At 66.2% G+C, this 17217-nt stretch carries 21 protein-coding genes; 2 read left to right on the top strand and 19 right to left on the bottom strand.

Features of this window, described 5'->3' with window-relative positions:
• Window positions 1-60 precede the first annotated feature (60 nt).
• The 3 genes from U5C87_RS17880 to U5C87_RS17870 are packed head-to-tail and all read right to left on the bottom strand — an operon-like array spanning window position 61 to window position 2943.
• Window positions 61-2025 (bottom strand): right-handed parallel beta-helix repeat-containing protein, encoded by a 1965-nt coding sequence (locus U5C87_RS17880; protein ID WP_330473844.1) that lies wholly within the window; start codon window positions 2023-2025, stop codon window positions 61-63.
• Window positions 2026-2037: 12 nt separating this feature from the next.
• Window positions 2038-2439 (bottom strand): hypothetical protein, encoded by a 402-nt coding sequence (locus U5C87_RS17875; RefSeq protein ID WP_330473843.1) that lies wholly within the window; start codon window positions 2437-2439, stop codon window positions 2038-2040.
• 18 nt (window positions 2440-2457) lie between these two features.
• The gene (locus U5C87_RS17870) at window positions 2458-2943 is read right to left on the bottom strand and encodes a hypothetical protein (RefSeq protein ID WP_330473842.1); all 486 of its coding nucleotides are present in this window, start codon (window positions 2941-2943) and stop codon (window positions 2458-2460) included.
• 178 nt (window positions 2944-3121) lie between these two features.
• Between U5C87_RS17870 and U5C87_RS17865 the strand changes: the two genes are divergently transcribed.
• Window positions 3122-3286, top strand: coding sequence for a hypothetical protein (locus tag U5C87_RS17865; RefSeq protein ID WP_330473841.1), 165 nt, complete (start codon window positions 3122-3124; stop codon window positions 3284-3286).
• A gap of 79 nt (window positions 3287-3365) precedes the next feature.
• Here U5C87_RS17865 and U5C87_RS17860 read toward each other — a convergent pair whose 3' ends face one another.
• The 8 genes from U5C87_RS17860 to U5C87_RS17825 form a co-directional block, all read right to left on the bottom strand.
• Complete coding sequence (locus U5C87_RS17860; protein WP_330473840.1) at window positions 3366-5051, bottom strand: hypothetical protein; 1686 nt, start codon at window positions 5049-5051, stop codon at window positions 3366-3368.
• A 1-nt stretch (window position 5052) separates the two neighbouring features.
• Window positions 5053-5265, bottom strand: a complete 213-nt coding sequence (locus U5C87_RS17855) for a hypothetical protein (protein ID WP_330473839.1) — start codon at window positions 5263-5265, stop codon at window positions 5053-5055.
• 4 nt (window positions 5266-5269) lie between these two features.
• Window positions 5270-8017, bottom strand: a complete 2748-nt coding sequence (locus tag U5C87_RS17850) for a hypothetical protein (protein WP_330473838.1) — start codon at window positions 8015-8017, stop codon at window positions 5270-5272.
• 10 nt (window positions 8018-8027) lie between these two features.
• Complete coding sequence (locus U5C87_RS17845; RefSeq protein WP_330473837.1) at window positions 8028-9017, bottom strand: hypothetical protein; 990 nt, start codon at window positions 9015-9017, stop codon at window positions 8028-8030.
• Between the two features lie 18 nt (window positions 9018-9035).
• Window positions 9036-9455, bottom strand: a complete 420-nt coding sequence (locus U5C87_RS17840; protein ID WP_330473836.1) for a hypothetical protein — start codon at window positions 9453-9455, stop codon at window positions 9036-9038.
• A gap of 26 nt (window positions 9456-9481) precedes the next feature.
• Complete coding sequence (locus tag U5C87_RS17835) at window positions 9482-9856, bottom strand: hypothetical protein (RefSeq protein WP_330473835.1); 375 nt, start codon at window positions 9854-9856, stop codon at window positions 9482-9484.
• 8 nt (window positions 9857-9864) lie between these two features.
• Window positions 9865-10476, bottom strand: a complete 612-nt coding sequence (locus U5C87_RS17830; RefSeq protein ID WP_330473834.1) for a hypothetical protein — start codon at window positions 10474-10476, stop codon at window positions 9865-9867.
• A gap of 146 nt (window positions 10477-10622) precedes the next feature.
• The gene (locus U5C87_RS17825; protein ID WP_330473833.1) at window positions 10623-13733 is read right to left on the bottom strand and encodes a phage tail tape measure protein; all 3111 of its coding nucleotides are present in this window, start codon (window positions 13731-13733) and stop codon (window positions 10623-10625) included.
• 41 nt (window positions 13734-13774) lie between these two features.
• Here U5C87_RS17825 and U5C87_RS17820 point away from each other — a divergent pair, with 41 nt between their 5' ends.
• On the top strand, window positions 13775-13972 hold the full coding sequence (locus U5C87_RS17820; protein WP_330473832.1) for a hypothetical protein: 198 nt from the start codon (window positions 13775-13777) through the stop codon (window positions 13970-13972).
• On the opposite strand, the gene U5C87_RS17815 is transcribed toward U5C87_RS17820, so the two are convergent.
• From U5C87_RS17815 to U5C87_RS17780, 8 genes are all read right to left on the bottom strand, one after another.
• Window positions 13956-14207 carry a hypothetical protein gene (locus tag U5C87_RS17815; protein ID WP_330473831.1) on the bottom strand — a complete coding sequence of 84 codons (252 nt, stop codon included), beginning with the start codon at window positions 14205-14207 and terminating at the stop codon, window positions 13956-13958. The two genes, U5C87_RS17820 and U5C87_RS17815, sit on opposite strands and share 17 nt — an antisense overlap.
• 83 nt (window positions 14208-14290) lie before the next feature.
• Entirely contained in the window at window positions 14291-14779 is a 489-nt protein-coding gene (locus U5C87_RS17810) for a hypothetical protein (RefSeq protein ID WP_330473830.1), read from the bottom strand.
• A gap of 91 nt (window positions 14780-14870) precedes the next feature.
• Complete coding sequence (locus tag U5C87_RS17805) at window positions 14871-15398, bottom strand: phage tail tube protein (RefSeq protein ID WP_330473829.1); 528 nt, start codon at window positions 15396-15398, stop codon at window positions 14871-14873.
• Window position 15399: 1 nt separating this feature from the next.
• Window positions 15400-15585 carry a hypothetical protein gene (locus tag U5C87_RS17800; protein WP_330473828.1) on the bottom strand — a complete coding sequence of 62 codons (186 nt, stop codon included), beginning with the start codon at window positions 15583-15585 and terminating at the stop codon, window positions 15400-15402.
• 52 nt (window positions 15586-15637) lie between these two features.
• Window positions 15638-16030 carry a hypothetical protein gene (locus tag U5C87_RS17795; protein ID WP_330473827.1) on the bottom strand — a complete coding sequence of 131 codons (393 nt, stop codon included), beginning with the start codon at window positions 16028-16030 and terminating at the stop codon, window positions 15638-15640.
• Window positions 16027-16398 carry a hypothetical protein gene (locus U5C87_RS17790; RefSeq protein WP_330473826.1) on the bottom strand — a complete coding sequence of 124 codons (372 nt, stop codon included), beginning with the start codon at window positions 16396-16398 and terminating at the stop codon, window positions 16027-16029. The genes U5C87_RS17795 and U5C87_RS17790 overlap by 4 nt, the downstream gene beginning before the upstream one ends.
• A complete protein-coding gene (locus U5C87_RS17785) occupies window positions 16398-16814 on the bottom strand; it encodes a DUF6093 family protein (protein ID WP_330473825.1) in 417 nt (138 codons plus the stop codon). The genes U5C87_RS17790 and U5C87_RS17785 overlap by 1 nt, the downstream gene beginning before the upstream one ends.
• Entirely contained in the window at window positions 16811-17209 is a 399-nt protein-coding gene (locus U5C87_RS17780; RefSeq protein WP_330473824.1) for a hypothetical protein, read from the bottom strand. Before U5C87_RS17780 ends, U5C87_RS17785 begins: the two co-directional genes overlap by 4 nt.
• Between the last annotated feature and the right edge of the window lie 8 nt (window positions 17210-17217).

The raw sequence follows: 17217 nt of genomic DNA, 5'->3' as shown, positions 1-17217 counted from the left end.
CCTGGACATGCTGAAGGCCCGCGCGATGGCGGGCCTGTAGGTGAATCCCCGAGCGGCTGGTCAGCGCTTGTCGGCAACCATTGTGGGGGCTGCCGTATATGTGACGATGCACGATTCCCCAGGCGCCAAGTTCACGACGCAGTCGCCTGCACCGTGGATCGTTATGGCACCCTTCTTGACGTTGGTGACGGTGCCGCCGTTGATGTAGAGCGTCTCTGGTGTGTAGCTCGCGGTGTACGTCATCGGGGAGGCCGTGACGGTGACCGCTGACGGGCCGACTGGGTTGTATCCCTTGTTGCCGATCACTGACGAACTCGTCAGCACCGCGAAGTTACGGTTGAATCCGATGGTCGCGTTACCGATGAGATGGTTCCGCTCGAACTGAGAGTCGCTATACACGTTGAGCCCTGAACCGTTGCCGATCCTCATGCCATCCGTCTGGGTCTTCGTTGCGCGGTCATCGAAGCAACGGTTGTCATTGACCTGCATCCCAGCACCCACCGCGGCGAGGTAGAGGCCATACGGTTCGGAAGACAGGCCATTGTTGAATAGCCGGTTCCTGTTGAACTTCAGACTGGGAAAGCCCAGGCCAGACGTGGTGGCCTCCATCCTGACCCCGGCCATCTGGTTCAGGTAGCACTCATTGTCTTCGATGGTCAGGTTGACGAACGGCTCGGTGCCAGCAGCAACATAGATCCCGCGCTGCGTGTTGGAGTAGCAGCGGTTTCTAGAGATGCGATAGTTGCCCACGCTGGGCACACGGACGCGTATCCCGGACTGTGAGTTGTGGTGCGCGGTGCAGTCCGTGATGGAGCCCTGCTGAGCTCCAGCGCCGACGAGGAACCCGTCACCGTTTCCGTATGCCGTGCAGTTGTCGAACGTCGTCCCAAGGGTGCCCATGTCGCCGAAGCCGTAGCGTGACCCCTGCGCACTGCAACCAGTGATGACGTAACCCCTGCCAGAGAAGGGCATCGTTGGGACGTAAAGGATCTGCGCCTCGAAGAAGATCCCCCACTGGCCCAAACCCGTTCCGGTGACGTGGCAGTTCGAGACAGTGACGGTCTCGTCCTCCCAGCCGCCCGTGCCGATCCCGATACCAGCGGCACCGCCCGACGTGCCGTCCCAGTTTCGGCCGCAGTTGTGGAGGAAGCAGCCGTCGATGATGGTCTCGGTTAGGAGGTCCATTCCCAGGCCGGTAGCCCCAGTGTCGTGGCAGTAGAGGTTGAGGAACTGCGCCCGCTTCATGTATTGCATGAAGATCGCCTTGTCGGCGACATTGAATGTGGTTGTCGAGATGCCTGACCCGTCAACCTCGAAGTCACGGAATGTGTTGTTCAGCCATGGTGCGGCGGCGGTTGCGGCTCCGGGGGCCTGCCCGATGGCGGGGAAGTGCTTTGTTCCGGTGGTGTCAACGGGGGCCAGTACCGACTTGCCCCAGCCCTGCCCGTGCAGAGAAATGTTTGACTTCCAAAGAATGGCCGATTTGAGGACGGATCTGCCCGTCCACGTGATGATCGACCCATCGGGAGCTGCTGCGACGATCGCATTCCATGCTGCGGCGTCATCCGTAACACCGTCAGCAATGACACCGTTTAGGTTCGCGTCGATGACGACCTGCCGGGCAGGAGCGCCGGGAGGGCCTACGGGTCCGGGCTCACCCCGCGGCCCGACGATCGCGGACAGTGGCGTCGGAACGCTCACCGTCACAATCTCCGACACGTCAAGCGTCGACCCAGCCATGTCCGAGGCCGCGTAGAACGACTGCTGCGGCATCGACGTCGAGTGCAGTGCGTACCCGACCTTGTAGCCGATGCCCTCGGACGGGTTCAGCGACGGGTCGTCACACGGCAGGACAAGCGACCACGCGCCCGTCTCGTCGAGCGGGACCTGAACCGACCCGGACATGACGACGAGGCCAGCCGTGTCGCGGATGATCGTGTTCGGGGTGACGACGACCTGACCCTTGTGCGGGATGCCCGACGGGGTGGTGTGGCGTCCGGTCAAAGTGAACGTGCCGTAAGACATGGGCGCTCCTCGTCAGGGGGTGGGCATTTCGGGATGGTCTTCGGCGAGATGAACCTCAGCCTCGGTCAGCGCCTTCTCGGCAGACCGCTTCGCCTCCTCGGCGCCGACCTGCCCGATGAGCGTGATGAACGCGGACATGAAGTGATCCAGCGACGAACGGCACCGCCGCGCCTGCGCCTGCGACTCCCGGTCCGCGCGAGCCTCGAGCTTCTCGATCTGCTTGGCCTGCCACTCGACGACGGCCTCCATCTCATCGAAGCCCTGCGCGCGCGTGGCGAGTTCGTTAGCGGCATTCTGTTGCGCGGTCTGGGTGACCTGTCCGCGCTTGTTCAGTCGGTGCGCGCCGATCGCTCCCGCGACGGCGACTAGGGCGAGGATGAACTGCGACCACCCCGGCAGGTCAATCTGTGGCATCAGGTCGCCCTCCGAGGGTCAGGTTTGCGCTTGCTTCTTCTTGCGTGCGAGTTGCTCCGTCAGGCCCTCGAAAGGTGAGCGGATCGGCTGGGCGCACACGACGAAGTCCTTGAGCGCGACGGCCAGCCAAATGATCGGGCCGGTGGGGCTCGTGGACTGGCCGGTGTAGACGGACATCAGCAGGCCCACGCCGATGAGCAGCGTGAGGACCGCGGACCATGCCATCCCGAGCCGCGCCAACGGTTCGGACCGGCTCGCCGCAGCACCCGCGCACGCGACGCCAGCACCCAGGGAGAAGATCGCCCAGAACCAGAGCGGTGCGGCTTCGAGGATGGGGATGAACGAGGTCGACTTGAACGAGCTCGGCATCATGATCGCGAACCCGCCGACGAGTAGGTGCCTGACGCCGGCGATGGCTAGATACCAGCGGGCGCGCGCGGTCATGTCGTTGGCGCGCATCAGCATCGTCTCCGGGGCTCGGGGTTGCGACTCGAGTTGCGTCATGTCTCGCCTTTGGGTTGGGTGGGCAGGTATCAGAGACGCCCGTAGCGCCTCTGAGTGATCGGCCCCACTCTCGCCGTGCCCGCGGCGGGGGTGGGGTCTTCGCATTTCCTTGGGTGGAACGTGTATCAAGAGCGGCGCGTCGAACACTGAAGGTCACAAGGCGCCGACAGGGGGAGCCGTGAACCAGACCGCTGAGGAGTGGGACGACATGAACGAGAAGACCCAGAGCGAGATCGCAGACCGGCTCCACACCGTCATCGCCGACGCCGAGCGCGCCGACTACCGCGCCCGCCTCGCCCGCGCCTCCCGCAGCCACTACCCGCAGGCAGCCGAGCGGGGCTGACCCCGAGCCAACCCCGCCCCGTCGCGGCGCTCCACCTCCCAGTGGGCCACCCGAACGCGACCGGGCGGGGTTTCGGCTGTCACGCGTCAGGCGTCATCCCAGCCACGACAGTCCACGACCCGTCCTCCAGCTTCACCTTCAGCGGGTACGCGACTGACACGTCTGACACCTTCTCGCCTGGGCGCAACTCCCGCAGCGTCCCGAGCGGGGTCGGTACCCGGAAGATGCTCAGGTCGTCGGCTGGCTTACCGATCCCGACGACGTGCGACACATCGCGCGGGTCATCGTCGACCTCGGTGTACGTGACGTAGAACCGCGGCTTACGGGCCTTCTTCATGGCGGCCGGGTTGAAGAACTGGACGTTCTCGTACCGCTGCAGCGCCCGCGTCGGCGTGTAGTCGACGCCCCGGTTGCCGCCTGCGACGGCATCGCCGATCATCGACCCGAACTCATAGCTGCTCATCGCGCCAGCGGTGGTGCCGTTGACTTCGACCGCCACGACTGGCGCGTCGGGCAGGAAGACGTGCGTCGCGGTAGGTGCAGGCGGGCCACTGTTGGCACCGTCGAGCCCGTACTTCGTGAGGTAGTAGCGAACCGCCGCGCCGTTGCTGTCGACGGTCGACTCAGTCTCAGTCCATGCTGGCTCGCCGCCGAGGATGACGGTGCGGACGCCGACCTGCCGGTCATTGGCGCTACCCGCGTCGGACAGTTCTGGATACGCCGTCCACCCGGAGAACTTCGACAGCAACGTCCCACCGGACAGGCCGTCGCGGACCCCTGAGGCTGCCTCGCCGGGCACCCGGTCCGGGTCGTCGTAGGCGAGCCCAGCGTTACGGCTGAACGCGGTCACCGGGTCAGCCGCGATGATGACCATGCCGGAGGTGTAGCGGCCGGTCCAATCATGGCTGGGGGTGCCGATGGCGTGCTGCGTCCAGTTGAATGTGAATGAACCGTTGACCGTGCCGTCGAGCGCGGTGCCGCCCGAGATGAACGCCTGATAGCGGGGAATGCCGTAGGTGTGAAGGTGTGCGATCATCTGCGAGAAGGCGTCCGCAGTGTCGCCCATGTCGTCGATGCCGCCCCAGGTGCCGGGTCCGGGCTGATGGCGCTCAGGCCCGCTGCTGCCGAGCTCCTGTCGGGGTGCCACCTCGGCGGATGCCATGTCGGCCGAGCCTTGCGACACGATGAACCGCGGCGTCAGATCCTCGATGGTGTAGTCCGGATCGTCCTCCCACGCCCCACCGACACCAGAGGTGGGCCACATCCGAACCCGGACTTGCATGATCTTCGGCAGCCCGTCGAGCGCCTCGAACAGCAGGATCGGCTGCACCTCCCCGGCGTAGATCATCGCCCCGGTGTACGACGACACCGGAACCACGACACGCGACCGGCCACCCGCCGTGAAGGCGCCGACTGCGGAGTGCGTGCCGAGCGGCTCCGTCGCGAGGCTCGGGTCGGTCAGGTTCCACGACGGGTCGACGCCGGCCGACAGTCGGATCGAGCCGGTACTGTCATCGCGGAGCTCGACGACGGCAAAGAACTCCACCTCGTCGTCGAGGGTCAGCAGTCCCCGCTCCGGGTAGAACCCGATGACGGCGCGGGCGCCAGGCTGGAACCCAGCCCAGTCGGTGTCGTTGAACTGGTAGCGGATGACGTCAGCCATCGGCCGGGTTGCGTCATGCTCCTCGACGCCGGCAACGAGGCGGGCGTTGTCGACCTGAAGGCACGCGCCGTAGAACGTCGGGTGATCCGGGTCGAACGCCACCTCAGATGTCCCCGTCTGTGAGCACCACCGACATATCGAGCCACGGCGTACCTGGCGCCCACGACGTCGACTCCTCCGCATCGAGACGAACCACAAGGGGCTTCTTCGTCTCGCGCGGACGGTCACGCCTCGCCGCCGCCAACTCACGCTCGAGGCGCTCGATGGTTTGGCGGGGAGACTCGACGGGGGCACCGGGCCGCTTCGTGTAGTCCACGGGATCAGACCTCCGGGGCGAGCTCGTAGGACAGTTGGTGCTTGCTGATGGAATGGCGGATCTCGACGATGCGGTACCAGCCCGCCACGTCCGTGTCGCCGTCCTTGACTTCGAACCAGGCGACGTCGCCCAGCCCGACATGCCCGAGCAGATAGACCGTCCACTCCGGGTCGCACGTCACCGACGTCAGGACGTCGGTGCGGCCGTAACGGACCATCGCCGCGCCCATTTGCCGCAGCCGTGACGTCGAACGGTCGGGCTCGGCAGACTGGACCCGCTCGAGGACGAGCCCGTTGACGGGGCCGGTGCGGACGCGAGCCTCAGCGACGCCGCCACCGCGTGAACGGTTCGACGTGACGATGCCCGTGGTTGCGACCTTCCCGCCATCGACACCAGCCGTGTAGCCGGTGACGATGTCGCCAAGACGGAACCGCACCGGGGAACGCCTGCCACGCTTGACTGCGGTGCGGGCGACCCGGCGCTGAGGTGTCGACTGAATCCAGAAGTCCGGCGAGTCATCCGAGCGGAGTTGCTCACTGATGGCGTCCCACACCGTGCGGGGCGTCTTGTGCTCGTACTCGTAGTCGCCTCGGATGCCGACGGCAGGGCAGTCGGCGTCGATGTTCAGGTCGACCTTGAAGAACTCCGGGTCTTGTGCGTGCGCGACGAGACCCGCGAATAGTTGCGGGCGGGTCACGTTGTAGAACCCGGTCACGACGTTCGGCTTGCACGACACCTCGTCGAACTTCGTCTTGCCAGCCGACCCGTAGAGGCGCACCTCGTACAGATACTCCCGGCCGTCCGGTGGGGCGATGATCGACGTGCCGTCCGGCTCCCACTTCTCGTGCGGGAAGTCCTCCGACAGGTCGGTGTGCTCGGCCGCGACGATCTTCGCCTTCGACGGGGTCGCCGCGACGATCGCCGCATACAGCGCCTCGGCCGTGTCGTAACCCTCAGCCTTCGCCTGGGTCATGCCGGCGTACTGGACGGCGTACTCTTCGAGCAGTGTCCGGTCCGAGTCGGCGGGCGGGATCGGGTCGGTGTCAAGGTTCGCCCGGTTGCGCCGGTTGATGTAGAATCCATACCGATCCTTGCTCGGCCCGACGTACTGGATCAGGTTGATCCAGCCGTCAAGCTCTAGGTCGATCGGCGCGCGAGTGCTGTTGCGGTACTTGAAGAACTGCTGCACGACCTGCCGGTGACCGACCCGCGTGGCGGTGCCGGTGAGGAGGATGCGACGGTTCTTCGCCTGATTCTCTGGGGTGTTGTTCGGCGCGACCTGAATGGTTTCGCCGCGCCCGATGGCCGTGACCTTCAGGTCCGGGCGGGCCTTTAGAATGACGGCCTTCGCGGCGTCGGCACGACGCTGGGAGAGCGCCATGCCAGTGCCCGAGTCGACGTCGGCCGTGAATCCCTCGACGAGCAGCGCCGTACCCTGCGAGAACGCGGGAAGCTGGTCGGTGATGACCTTCTCCCCACCAGGCAGGAACCCAGCAGACAGAGGCTCAGACGCATACGGGCGGTTCCCGTAGAAGATGGCAGCCGTCTTGACCTCGCGGACGTTGACGGACTCGACAGCCTCAACCTGAAGCGCCTTGCCGCCTTCCTTCGCCGCGGAACCCGTGACGATGGTCGTCTTGGGCGGGGCCATCGACGCCGACCCTGCGAGAGCGACGGGGTGCCAGTGGCTCATCCCATCCTCGAACCCGCCATTGACGAGCAGGTCCGGGCGCTCCTTGCCGATGACGACATTGTCAAGCAGGCCCTCGAGCCCGACGAACTGGTACGAGATCTCGCCGCCGCCATCCTTGCCCGGTTCGACGAGGACGAACCAGGCATCGGGCAACATCTCAGCGCCGGCCCAGACCTGCACCTCGGCGCCCACGTCGAGCAGGGTCGCCTTCGGGTCGTTCTTCGGCAGGGTCGCAGTGAACACGCCAGCGCCTTGCAGGGTGCGGACGGGGTCGCCGATGCGGGCGTTCTCGAGCTCACCGAGGGGGTTGCCTTGACGGTCCACGACGAATAGCCGGTACTGCGGGCGGTTCGTGACGGGGTCGATGGCGATGACGAGTCCGGGCACGACGCTCGACGTGATGCGGGTCGTGGAGTGAGCCGAGATGAACTCGAACGTGGAAGGCGCCGCGATGGCCGACGTGATGTGCGTGACTGAGTGTGCCGCAATCGGGTCGGCGACGAACGGCGCGGCGACGTGTGACGTGATGCTTGTGGTGGAGTGGGCCGACAGCAGGTCGGCCGGGTCGGCGGCGTTCAGACGCGCGACCAGGGGTGGCAGGACGGCCTGCACGGTCCCGGTGATGCTGCCGGTGGCGGTCCCCGAGATTGCCGCGGTAATGGCTGGCAGCGTCGCGTCGATGGCACCGCCGACGACGTCGGAGACCTGCCCCGAGATCGCCGCCGTCAGGGTAGGCAGGGTCGCGGCGACCTGCCCACGGATCGTGACCGTGCCGGTGACCGCTGCGGTAACCGCAGGCAGCGCGGCTGCGACCGATCCGGTGGTCGTGACCACAGGCGGGGAGACGGTGCCGGCGATGGACGCGGTTAGGGCCGGTAGGGCCGCTGCGACGTCGCCACTGTTGATGGCCTGCGCCAGCACCTGAACGGCGACGACCTTGACCCGCGCAGCCGGCGACCCGGATGCGAGCACCTGGGCCGCGGCCACCTTGACCTGCGCGCTCGGCGCGCCAGAGACGAGCGCCTGGGTGGCGACCGCGGAGACGTTGGCGTTGGTCATCGCGCTCCGATCAGGCTACTTCGGCCCCGGCCTCCAGGGCGTCGACATTGGCCTTGGTCCACGCCGCGGACGTGGCGGGGTTGGTCGTGCGGATCGTGCGGACCGACGTGTCGGTCGAGCCGAGGGCGGCAGCCGTGCCGGTGTAGACCGTCCCGCCGGAGCGGATCGCAGTCTTCAAGCTCAGCGCGCCCGCGTCGGTCTTCGCGGCGACCGTGGTCGGCTGCACGGCGAAGATCGTCCCAGGGGATGCCGGCAGGTCGGCGAGGGCGTAGGTGTCCCGCTGCCCCGTCGAGCCGGTGACGTAATCGGTTGCGCTGTAGGGCTGCTCGTCCACGCACTGCCAGTTCGCGCCCGCGGACGGGGTCATGGCCGTGTCGGTGCCCGCCCCCGTCGGGGAGAGGGTGTAGACCCGCACCGGCCCGAGGAACGTGTTGTGCGGCGCCGCGCCGGTACCGTCACAGACGTAGAGGTCGTCGAACAGTCGCGGCAAGCTACCTGTTCCCGTTGTCATTCGGATGGTGTCGATGGTGGTCGCGGTGCCCGCATTCTTCGTGTCGCCCGTGAAGTCGATGACGGTGGCACCGTCAACCTTGACGACGACCCGACCTCCCGTATCCGCGACCGTGACCATGACCTCGAGGTAGACCCACGAGTCCACGGGCTCATTCACGGCTGCGGTGGCCAGTACCGTCGCGGCCCGGCCGACCGCCAGCGTCGTCGAGGAGGACCACCACAGGCGCAGATGCTCCGTCACATTGTTGTCGCCGTAGGCGCTCAACACCGCGGCGTTGGCACTCACTGGGGCGCTGTAGGCGAACCCGACGTAAGTGGTGCTGGACGCCGGGAAGGTGAGCGTGGCGACACCGCCCGACCGGAGCGCGAACGCACTACCAGACCCAAACCTCGTCGATGTCGACGTGGCCGCAAAAGTGGCAGAGCTCAGCGAGTAGATGGTCGGATAGTCGCCGAGGTCGAACCCGTCGAAGTGGAGCAGAGCCATCGCAGGCCTCCTTGTCGCTCAGGCCCCGGAGGGCATGGTGATCGACAGGGACGTGATGTCGACGGGTGAGCCGGTCGTCAGCGAAACCGTGGACAGCGTCATGGTGCCGCCGCCGCCCGTCGCGGTCACATCGCCGTCCATGACGACATCGCCGGAGTTGTCGGTCTGCCGGAACCATGCCGCGGTGCCGGATGCGACGGCGTTGACGGAGGCCGGGTCGGCGCCCGTCACGGTGCCGGCGGACGGGGCAGCGTAGGCCGGGTCGCCGAGGATCACGGTCGCGAGCAGGACCTGGGTCGTGACCGCCGTGCCAGCGTCGGCCGGGATCGTCCCGTCATAGATCAGAACCTTGCCCGGACCAGCGTCGGCGTCGACAAGGCCCGCAATGGCCGAGACGGCGGCATTGCGGGAGGCGGTGGAAAGGTGAACGACAGCCATGCGAATCTCCTAGCGAGTCAGTAAGGTCAGGCCGCGAGGGCTTCGATGGTGTGAGTGAGACCCTGCGCCGGGAACGTCTTGTTGCCGCCATCTGTCAGCGTGATCGCGCCAGACGACAGCGGGATCTTCAACCAGCGATTCCCGCCCGACGCCGCGTCATAAGCCCAGAACTCATCCGCGGTCCCAGCCGGCGTGTTGTCGAACGCGATCGGCGTCTGATTCGACAGCAGCAGTTCCGTGTCGGAGATGATCTCCGGGTCGTCCATGTAGAACGCGACCCGCGTCAGGCCCGACACCTCCACCCCACCCGAGGCGAGCGTGCCGTAAAGCTGCGGCATCGTCGGAGGAGTCTCCTTCGCGCAGATGTAGTTCGCGATAATCAACAGGGCATAGATGTCCACGAAGGCTCCTAGGCGTAGGTGTCGTACCAGGCGGCCGACAGCGGCGCCGTGCCCTGGTTGGTGAGGGTGACGGTCGAAAGGGCCGGGATCGACAGCCACTCCGACGGGGTGCCCATCGGGAAGATGTCCACACCGCCCGACGTCGTGACCCGCCGAGACGCCCCATCGAGCGTCGTGCCGGACCCGACCGACGTGCGGGTGCGGAGGATCTGACCCGACCCGTTCTGACGCACGATGACCGTGCCGCCGCCCGTCGTCGTGAAGTTCAGCGACGCAGCAACGTTCCCGTCGTTCGTCACCGAGACGGCAGCGCCGGCGGCGAGCGCCTGCGTGTGCATGGTTGCGCCCCGCTTGAACGGGTCAAGCGCCACGAAGGTGAGCTGATAGTCGACCGCCCACTTGAAGTTCCACGCCCGCGGGGCCGACGCCCGAGGAACGTCACCCTGTCGGACTCGCAGCGACTTCGGGACGTTCTCGTAGACGACGAGGTCACCCGATGCGCCGACACCCGGCATCCGGTTCAGTTGGTTGAATGCAGCCCATGCGGACGCCAGGTCTGGCGCCACTGCAGACCCCTCGACCGAAGGCGAGTGAACACCATGCCGCTCCTCGAGCAGCACCCCGCCAGGTCGGCCCGTCGCGTCCCCGATGTCTTGGACGAGAGCGGGCGCGACCCAGTCGGTGAGCTTCGAGACGGTCCAGATGACACCATTGGCGTCGGGGACGTCGGTGTTCATCTGGACGCCACAGACGTCGTGTCGCAGGCTCATCGGCGGTGATCCCTCTCCCAGAAGAGGTCGCGAACGTTCCTCTTGAGGGCGTCGTCGACATTGAGCCCGTAGGCGTTCATGGTGATGGTGTCGCCGCCCCGCTGCTGCGCGAGTGCTGCGAGGTCCAGCCTGAGCGGCGCGGGCGGGGCGGGACGGTATGCCGCATGACCGACCGGGCCACCAGACGCGCGGTACTGCACCCCGCCAGTCATGATCGCCTTGCGCAGCGCATAGATCGCCGCGTGACCACCGGCGGCCTTGACCTCGGCCGCAGTCAGCACATGCTCGCCATTGGAGAGCATCGCCGGGATGCTGTCAGACGTGCCCGTGCCAGGGCCGTAGATCGCGCCACCCGTAGCTTTCTCGATCTTGGCTCGGTTCGCGGCGCCTCGAGTGTCGAGAGCGACCCGGAAGCTGGCGAGACTGCGCAGGACCGCATCGGCCGCGCGCAGTTCGTCGAGACCCTTGACCGTCGCCTGCACCGTCGTCGGAACGAAGGTGGGAATGCCGTTGATGACGGTCCAGTAGCCCTCCATGTCCGTCTTCGCTTTCGCGAGGCCGGGCGTGCGGACCTGCGTGTCGACGAACTCCTGCGTGTTGGCGTACTGGAAACGCAGGTCGTCCATCTGCTGCACAGTGATGCCGACCTTGTCAGCCTCAGCCTTCGCCGCGTCACCATGGTAGCCACGAGCCTCAGCGGCCTTGATGAGCTTCTTGCGCTGCTCGTCATACGCCGCATTGATCTCGCTGATGGGCTTCTTCTGGTCGATCAGGTCGTGGATGAGCCGGTCACCCGTGGCTGCCGTGTTGCGCATGGCCTCTTCGTACTTGGCCTGCGCATCCTCGGGAGCCACATAGCTGTCGGCCAGACGCTTGTTCGCCGAAGCCAGCGAATCCTGCGCCCGCGTGAGAGCCTTCGTGGCGCGAGTGATGTCTTCCTTCTTGCCACCACTGCGAGCCTTCTTCAACTCGCCTTGCGCCTCGGTCACGCCAGTCTTCGCCTCGGCGACAGCCTTGACCGCGTCCGGGTCGTTGCCGCCCCTGTCCTTGGCGGCCTTGATCGCGGCGTCGCCAGCATCCTTCAGGGCGGCCTTGTCAGCCGCCAGAGCACGCTTCCCACCCGCCATCGAGTCGACGAGGTTGAGAAGGTTCTGCATCTCAGCCTTGGCGTCCTTGGCGTTCAGCTCAACGCTCTTCAGCCCATTGTCGGCCATGTCCTGCAAGGCGCCGTCAGCGCTCGACGCAGAGCCAGCCGTTGTGCCGACGACATCGTTGAGACGGCCGACCTCAGTCTTCGCGCCATTCGCCGAGTCGCCGAAGTTCTTAACCGCAGTGTCGTACTGAGTGAACGCCGCGCGAGCCGCGTCCCGAACCTGCGGGTCGTCGATGCCGTTGATTAGCGCATCGAGAGAAGCCTTCGCCTGGTCAGCGTGACCGCTCTGCACCAACTGCGCGAGGGCCGAGTCGATCTGCAACACGTACTTGTCGAACTTCGCCTCAGCGCCAGGCTGCGCCGCACGCACAAGCTTCGCGAGGTTGCCGTCGGACAGTGCGTCGAACGCGGTCGCGTTGAACCGCTCGATCGCGTCCGCCGTAGAGACGAACTCCTCGCGCGACACCAGCAGCCCACCCTCATTGCGGAACAGGTCCGCGATGCCACCCGACAACTGGCCGGGGCGAGAGAGGCCATTTAGTGACTCGGCGAGCTTGTCGACAGAGACCGTGGCTACTTCAGACGCCGCCATGACCTCCTGAATGGAGACCGACACAGCCGCGATGCCAGCAACGAGGCCAGCACCCTTCAGCAGCTCGAGCGCCTTCGCGGTCTTCGGGGCCTTGGCGCTGATCTTGTCGAGCGACAGGCCCATCGTGTCCAGGTCGGACGCGAACTGCCGGTAGATACTCAGGCCCTTGGGCAGCGCGAACGCGATCGCGGCAAGGCCCGTCGCGGCCAACGTCAGAGGGGCGGGCAGGCCGGCCACCACATCAACAACGCCGCCAAGACCCTGAGTCAGAGTCCGCAGAGCATCGTTCGCGGATGAGCCGCCAGAGATGAAGGCCGTCTCGATCGAACCACCCAGGCGCTCGATGTCGCCCTTGAGGTTGTCGGTCAGCTTCGCAGCGTTCTCAGCCGCGCCGCCAGCCTTGGTGACCTCGGTCGCCATCTTCTTGTAGCCGTCGGCGCCAGCCGACGAAGCGATTGACGCGGCGCGGATCGCGTCCGAGCCGAAGATGATGTTGAACGCCGACATCTTCGCCTCGGTCGACAGATCCTTCGTCGACTCAGACAGTTGCCGCACGAGCGACTCGGCGCCGACGAAGTTACCCTGCGCGTCATACGCTGAGATGCCGAGGTCTTCCATCGCACCCGCGGCCTGATCGGTCGGAGCGGAAAGGCGCTGCATCATCGTCTTGAGGCTGGTGCCGGCGTCCGAGCCGATCAGGCCAGCCTTCGCGAACAGCGCGAGCAGTGTCGTGGTCTCGTCAATGTCGAGACCGGCAGCGTGCGCAGCGACACCGGCCTGCCCGAGAGCCTGCCCCATGTCGCCCACGCCACCCTGAGCGGCGTTCGCGGCGTTGGACAGCAGGTCCGCGACGTGAGTCGCCTGCGACCCGTCCTGCTCGAACTGGTTGAGCGCAGAGGCCGTCGTCTCGGCAGCCTGAGCGACACCGATCTGACCCGCAGCCGCAAGGTCAAGCGCGCCCTTCAGGCCACCGTTCAGGATCTCCTGCGACGAAACGCCAGCCTTGGCGAGCTCGTTGATGCCCTGCGCGGCCTCCGTCGCGGAGAACTGCGTGTCAGAGCCGAGCTGGATCGCCTTCTGCCTCAGCGCGTCGAGCTGTTGACCGGTCGCGCCACTGTTCGCCGCGACGCCAGACATCGCCTGGTCGAAGTCGGCGAACGACGAGATCGCCTTGCCGATGCCGAGAGCGACGACGCCACCGATGAGGGCGCCCTTGTTCGACAGGTCGTCAAACGCCTTCTGCGGCCTCTTCAGGTCAGCCTTGGTCAGGTCATTGACCGACGACTGCACCTTCCGCAGGCCCGCAATGGCGCCATCAACCTTGGCCCCGACCTTGATATAGACGGTGCGTTCGCCGGCCATTTCGCCTCCGTCTCGTCGTCAGGTTGGGTAGCGTGCGTGCGATGAGCGAGGAACAGGGCAAACCAGACACCCGCGGCACCATCCGCGACTGGCCCGCATGGGTCGTCCTCGCCGCAGTCGTCGCATGGGTCGGCATCGTCACCAACGGGCAGAAGCCGACCGTCGTCGTGTTCGTGATCCTTGGGTTCGGGATCGTGGCGTGGCTCGTCCGGGCCGGGAAGTTCAGTCCCCGCCCATAGCCTCACGCGCGGCAGCCCTAGCGGCTCGACGCGCCTCCCAGCCCTCCTTTAGGCCGATGGCGTGGCGCCAGACCTCGGGGTGCTTCTCGCTGTTCTTGGAGTCGGTCGAGATCGCGAACGCCTGCGCCGCGTAGTCGATGACCGGGGACACGTGGGTCCACTCGTCGGCGAGGTCCGGGTCCATCGCCAGCGAGCGGAGTTGCCCGTGCGACGGGTCGACGTCCGCCTCGTACATCGCGAGCGCTAGGGCCAGTAGCCGGTCAGTCTCGGGTAGTGCCCGGAACTGGGAGAGCGTCAGCCGGTAGTCGCGGGCCGTCCTCAGTTCGAGGAGGATTCCCGAAGATCGTGGGTCGTCGAGTCGCTCGGCGAGAAATCCGGCATCACCACATCGTTCGTCGCGAGCACGTTCGCCTTGCTGACGAACTCCGAGAACTGCTTGGCACCGGCAGCCGCACCGAGACGCTGCCACTGGTCGCGGTCAAGCTTCGGCTTCACAGACTGGGTGGCGAGCTGGTCATACACGTCGGTGTCGTCATCGCTGACGCGCTTCAGCTCGTCGGGGGTGAGGGCGCGGAGGGTGAGGTCACGCTTGCTCGCAGCCATCTCGTCGACGAGTGCCGCGACCTGGGCCTCGAGGTCCACAGTGTTGCCCGTGGACGCCTCGCGCTCGTCGCCGCCGTTCTTGGCCTTGTCGATCTGCTCCTGAAGGTGCGCGATCTTCCGGCCGTTGTCGACGAGGTACAGGCTGAACGTGTCCTCAGCGAGACGCGCACCGGAGATGAACGCCTCGAAGTCGAAATCAGACATGGGTGAATCTCCTTGCTACAGCACGAGTGGCACGGGTTAAGCCCCAGCCGACCCGGACCCGTGCGACCGGGCCGACTGGGAGTAGAGAGGGTCAGGCGACGAGCGCCACGCCGAACTGCGCGCCCTGGCCGATGACCACGGCCTGCGTGATCTTCAGCTTCTCGGCCGGGTTCGAGCCGTCCACCGACTTCGGGATCTGCGGGCCAAGCGTCACCGGCATCTTGTCGACGAGGTCACCAACGGCGAGCGGCGAGTCCTGCGAGACGCCATAACGGACGATGAGGAAGCCCGTCGCGCCACCAGTGCGCGGCCCGAGCAGGTTCAGCGCCTTGTTCGTCGGCGAGTTCGCCGTCTTGTCCTGCGGCTCCCACACGTACTCGAGGTCGTTCATCGAATACGTCGTGTTGCCCAGGACCTCAGCGGCGACGAGAGTGCACTCACGCTCGTCCGTGCCGCGCTGCGTGTCCGACGCGACACCAAAGGTGCCCTTCGTCAGGTAGCACATCAGCTCGACAGCCGTGGCGCCCGTCAGGGTCGCGACGGACAGGGTGTCGGTCGGGACGAAGATCGCGTTGCGGCGACCGTTCGCGTCGACACCGGGGGGAATGGTCAGTGCCATATCAGGACTCCTTGCTCTTGGAGGCCGGCTGGCCCGCCTTGTCAGTGTTCGGCTTCGGTGCGAGCGGACGGTCGCTTGCGTCGACCGCGTCCTTGTCGAGAGGCTTCAGGCCCATCGCAGTCCCGGCACGCTCGTCAGCCGTGAACTCGTCCCCGGACGTGGGGTCCTTGTAGCGCTTCCACGCCATGAGTAATCGCCCCTTCCGGGCATCGAATGGATGGGTGCACGGGTTGCGGGCGTCAGGCTGGATCTGACACCGCTCGCCACTGGTCGGTGGCGATGTAGAGGGTCCGGTCCGGCATCGTCGGATCGGGTCGGGTCGGTTGCGACCCGTCATGCTCAACCTTCGAGAACGACACGCCAGTCACGCTCGGGCGCCAATCCTCAAGGGCGGCAGTCACGCGATCGAGGGCGGCGCGGACCTGGGCGGCATTCGAGCCGACAACCGTGGTCTGCCAGCCATGCGCGCGTGTCACACGCTGGTCGCTCTCGCGGTCCGACGAACGGACACCAGAGTCGAAGTAGACGACGACATAGGGGTACTTCTCAGTCGTCGGCGGGGGAGAGTCAAACGCCTTGAGTGGCGCCGCGGTCAGACGCTCGAGGATCGCGGCCGGCAGGTCAGTGCTCACAGCGCACCGCCGATCGCCTTCGTCAGCGCATCCAACGTCGCCTTCTCAAAACGCGGCAACTCGTCACGCGCGGCAGGCAACAGCGCCGGGTGCGGGGCGTGACGCGCCGAGCCGTACTCAGCGATGCTTGCGAGCTCGCCCTGACCGCGGTCGTCATAGCCGACCACGCCGTTCAGGCCGAACTTGTCATAGTTGATCGTCTGCGCCAGACGATTCCACGTCGGGTCCGTCGACACGTTCTCGCGCGCACCCTTCTTGATGTTCACCAGCGCCTTCTCGACCACCGCAGACTCCGCAGCAACCAGAGACGCAGACGCGCGACCGATACCAACCGACAGCGACTTGAACTCCGAGAGGTCAATGTCCATCAGGTGACCTCCTCACACACGAGGGTGCGCTTCGTCGCGTGAGACTTCGTCAAGTTCGCCTGCACCGTCGCCACGAGCCCGAGCAGGTCAGGGTCGCTCACGGCGCCGACCGCCGTAACAGTCACCCGATGGCCCTTCTTGATGCCCGACGCCGACAACGGCAACTGCACCATGAGCGCATTCACGCCGAACTCGACCTCGCCGGACACCGACTCGTGCGGCGACAGTTGGCCCGAACGCTGCACGCGACCCTTGCCCTCATGCACCAGCTCGTAGTCATCGACCATCTCGAGCGTGTCCGGGTCCATCGACTGCGTTCCCGTGGCCCGCTCGACCCGGATCGTGTCGCGCATGAGTTCTTCCGCATACGAGCGGAGTTCGGAGAGCCCTGCGGCGATCGTGTCGCCGAAACTCACCGGACCCAACCCGTCGGGCCGTCGCCGATCCGATCAGGCGCACCGAATGGGCCGATCGTGAACGCGCCACCACCGCTGACCTGCGGCTCGAGCACATCCCACAAGTCATCCCAGATCGAAACCCGAGACGAAGGGGTGTCGTACTCCTTCGACACGTTCCCGTCATCGACCGAGACCGTGACCTTCTTGGCGCTGTCCGCATGGCGTGCGTGTTCCGCGACAGCCATCAGGACCACATAGTCGACGTCGGCCGAGTTCAGCGCGTCGATCGAGTAACGCCTACCGATCAGGTAAAGCGCCTGGTCGATCCAAGACTGAAACCGAGCCGAATCCGACTCGGACAGAGGGGTGGGGCGGCCAAGCTCAACCGCGACACTGTCTGGGCTCACAGCCATGACCGCCC

Source organism: Terrabacter sp. C0L_2 (assembly GCF_036352015.1).
Lineage (GTDB): Bacteria > Actinomycetota > Actinomycetes > Actinomycetales > Dermatophilaceae > Terrabacter > Terrabacter tumescens.
Note: the sequence above shows the minus strand (reverse complement) of the source record. Positions and strands in the feature narration are given on the sequence as shown.

Coding starts and splice junctions, on each gene's coding strand:
- U5C87_RS17880 (WP_330473844.1), bottom strand. CDS start 2,025: ATGTCTTACGGCACGTTCACTTTGACCGGACGCCACACCACCCCGTCG.
- U5C87_RS17875 (WP_330473843.1), bottom strand. CDS start 2,439: ATGCCACAGATTGACCTGCCGGGGTGGTCGCAGTTCATCCTCGCCCTA.
- U5C87_RS17870 (WP_330473842.1), bottom strand. CDS start 2,943: ATGACGCAACTCGAGTCGCAACCCCGAGCCCCGGAGACGATGCTGATG.
- U5C87_RS17850 (WP_330473838.1), bottom strand. CDS start 8,017: ATGACCAACGCCAACGTCTCCGCGGTCGCCACCCAGGCGCTCGTCTCT.
- U5C87_RS17845 (WP_330473837.1), bottom strand. CDS start 9,017: ATGGCTCTGCTCCACTTCGACGGGTTCGACCTCGGCGACTATCCGACC.
- U5C87_RS17840 (WP_330473836.1), bottom strand. CDS start 9,455: ATGGCTGTCGTTCACCTTTCCACCGCCTCCCGCAATGCCGCCGTCTCG.
- U5C87_RS17825 (WP_330473833.1), bottom strand. CDS start 13,733: ATGGCCGGCGAACGCACCGTCTATATCAAGGTCGGGGCCAAGGTTGAT.
- U5C87_RS17820 (WP_330473832.1), top strand. CDS start 13,775: ATGAGCGAGGAACAGGGCAAACCAGACACCCGCGGCACCATCCGCGAC.
- U5C87_RS17815 (WP_330473831.1), bottom strand. CDS start 14,207: ATGTACGAGGCGGACGTCGACCCGTCGCACGGGCAACTCCGCTCGCTG.
- U5C87_RS17810 (WP_330473830.1), bottom strand. CDS start 14,779: ATGTCTGATTTCGACTTCGAGGCGTTCATCTCCGGTGCGCGTCTCGCT.
- U5C87_RS17805 (WP_330473829.1), bottom strand. CDS start 15,398: ATGGCACTGACCATTCCCCCCGGTGTCGACGCGAACGGTCGCCGCAAC.
- U5C87_RS17800 (WP_330473828.1), bottom strand. CDS start 15,585: ATGGCGTGGAAGCGCTACAAGGACCCCACGTCCGGGGACGAGTTCACG.
- U5C87_RS17790 (WP_330473826.1), bottom strand. CDS start 16,398: ATGGACATTGACCTCTCGGAGTTCAAGTCGCTGTCGGTTGGTATCGGT.
- U5C87_RS17780 (WP_330473824.1), bottom strand. CDS start 17,209: ATGGCTGTGAGCCCAGACAGTGTCGCGGTTGAGCTTGGCCGCCCCACC.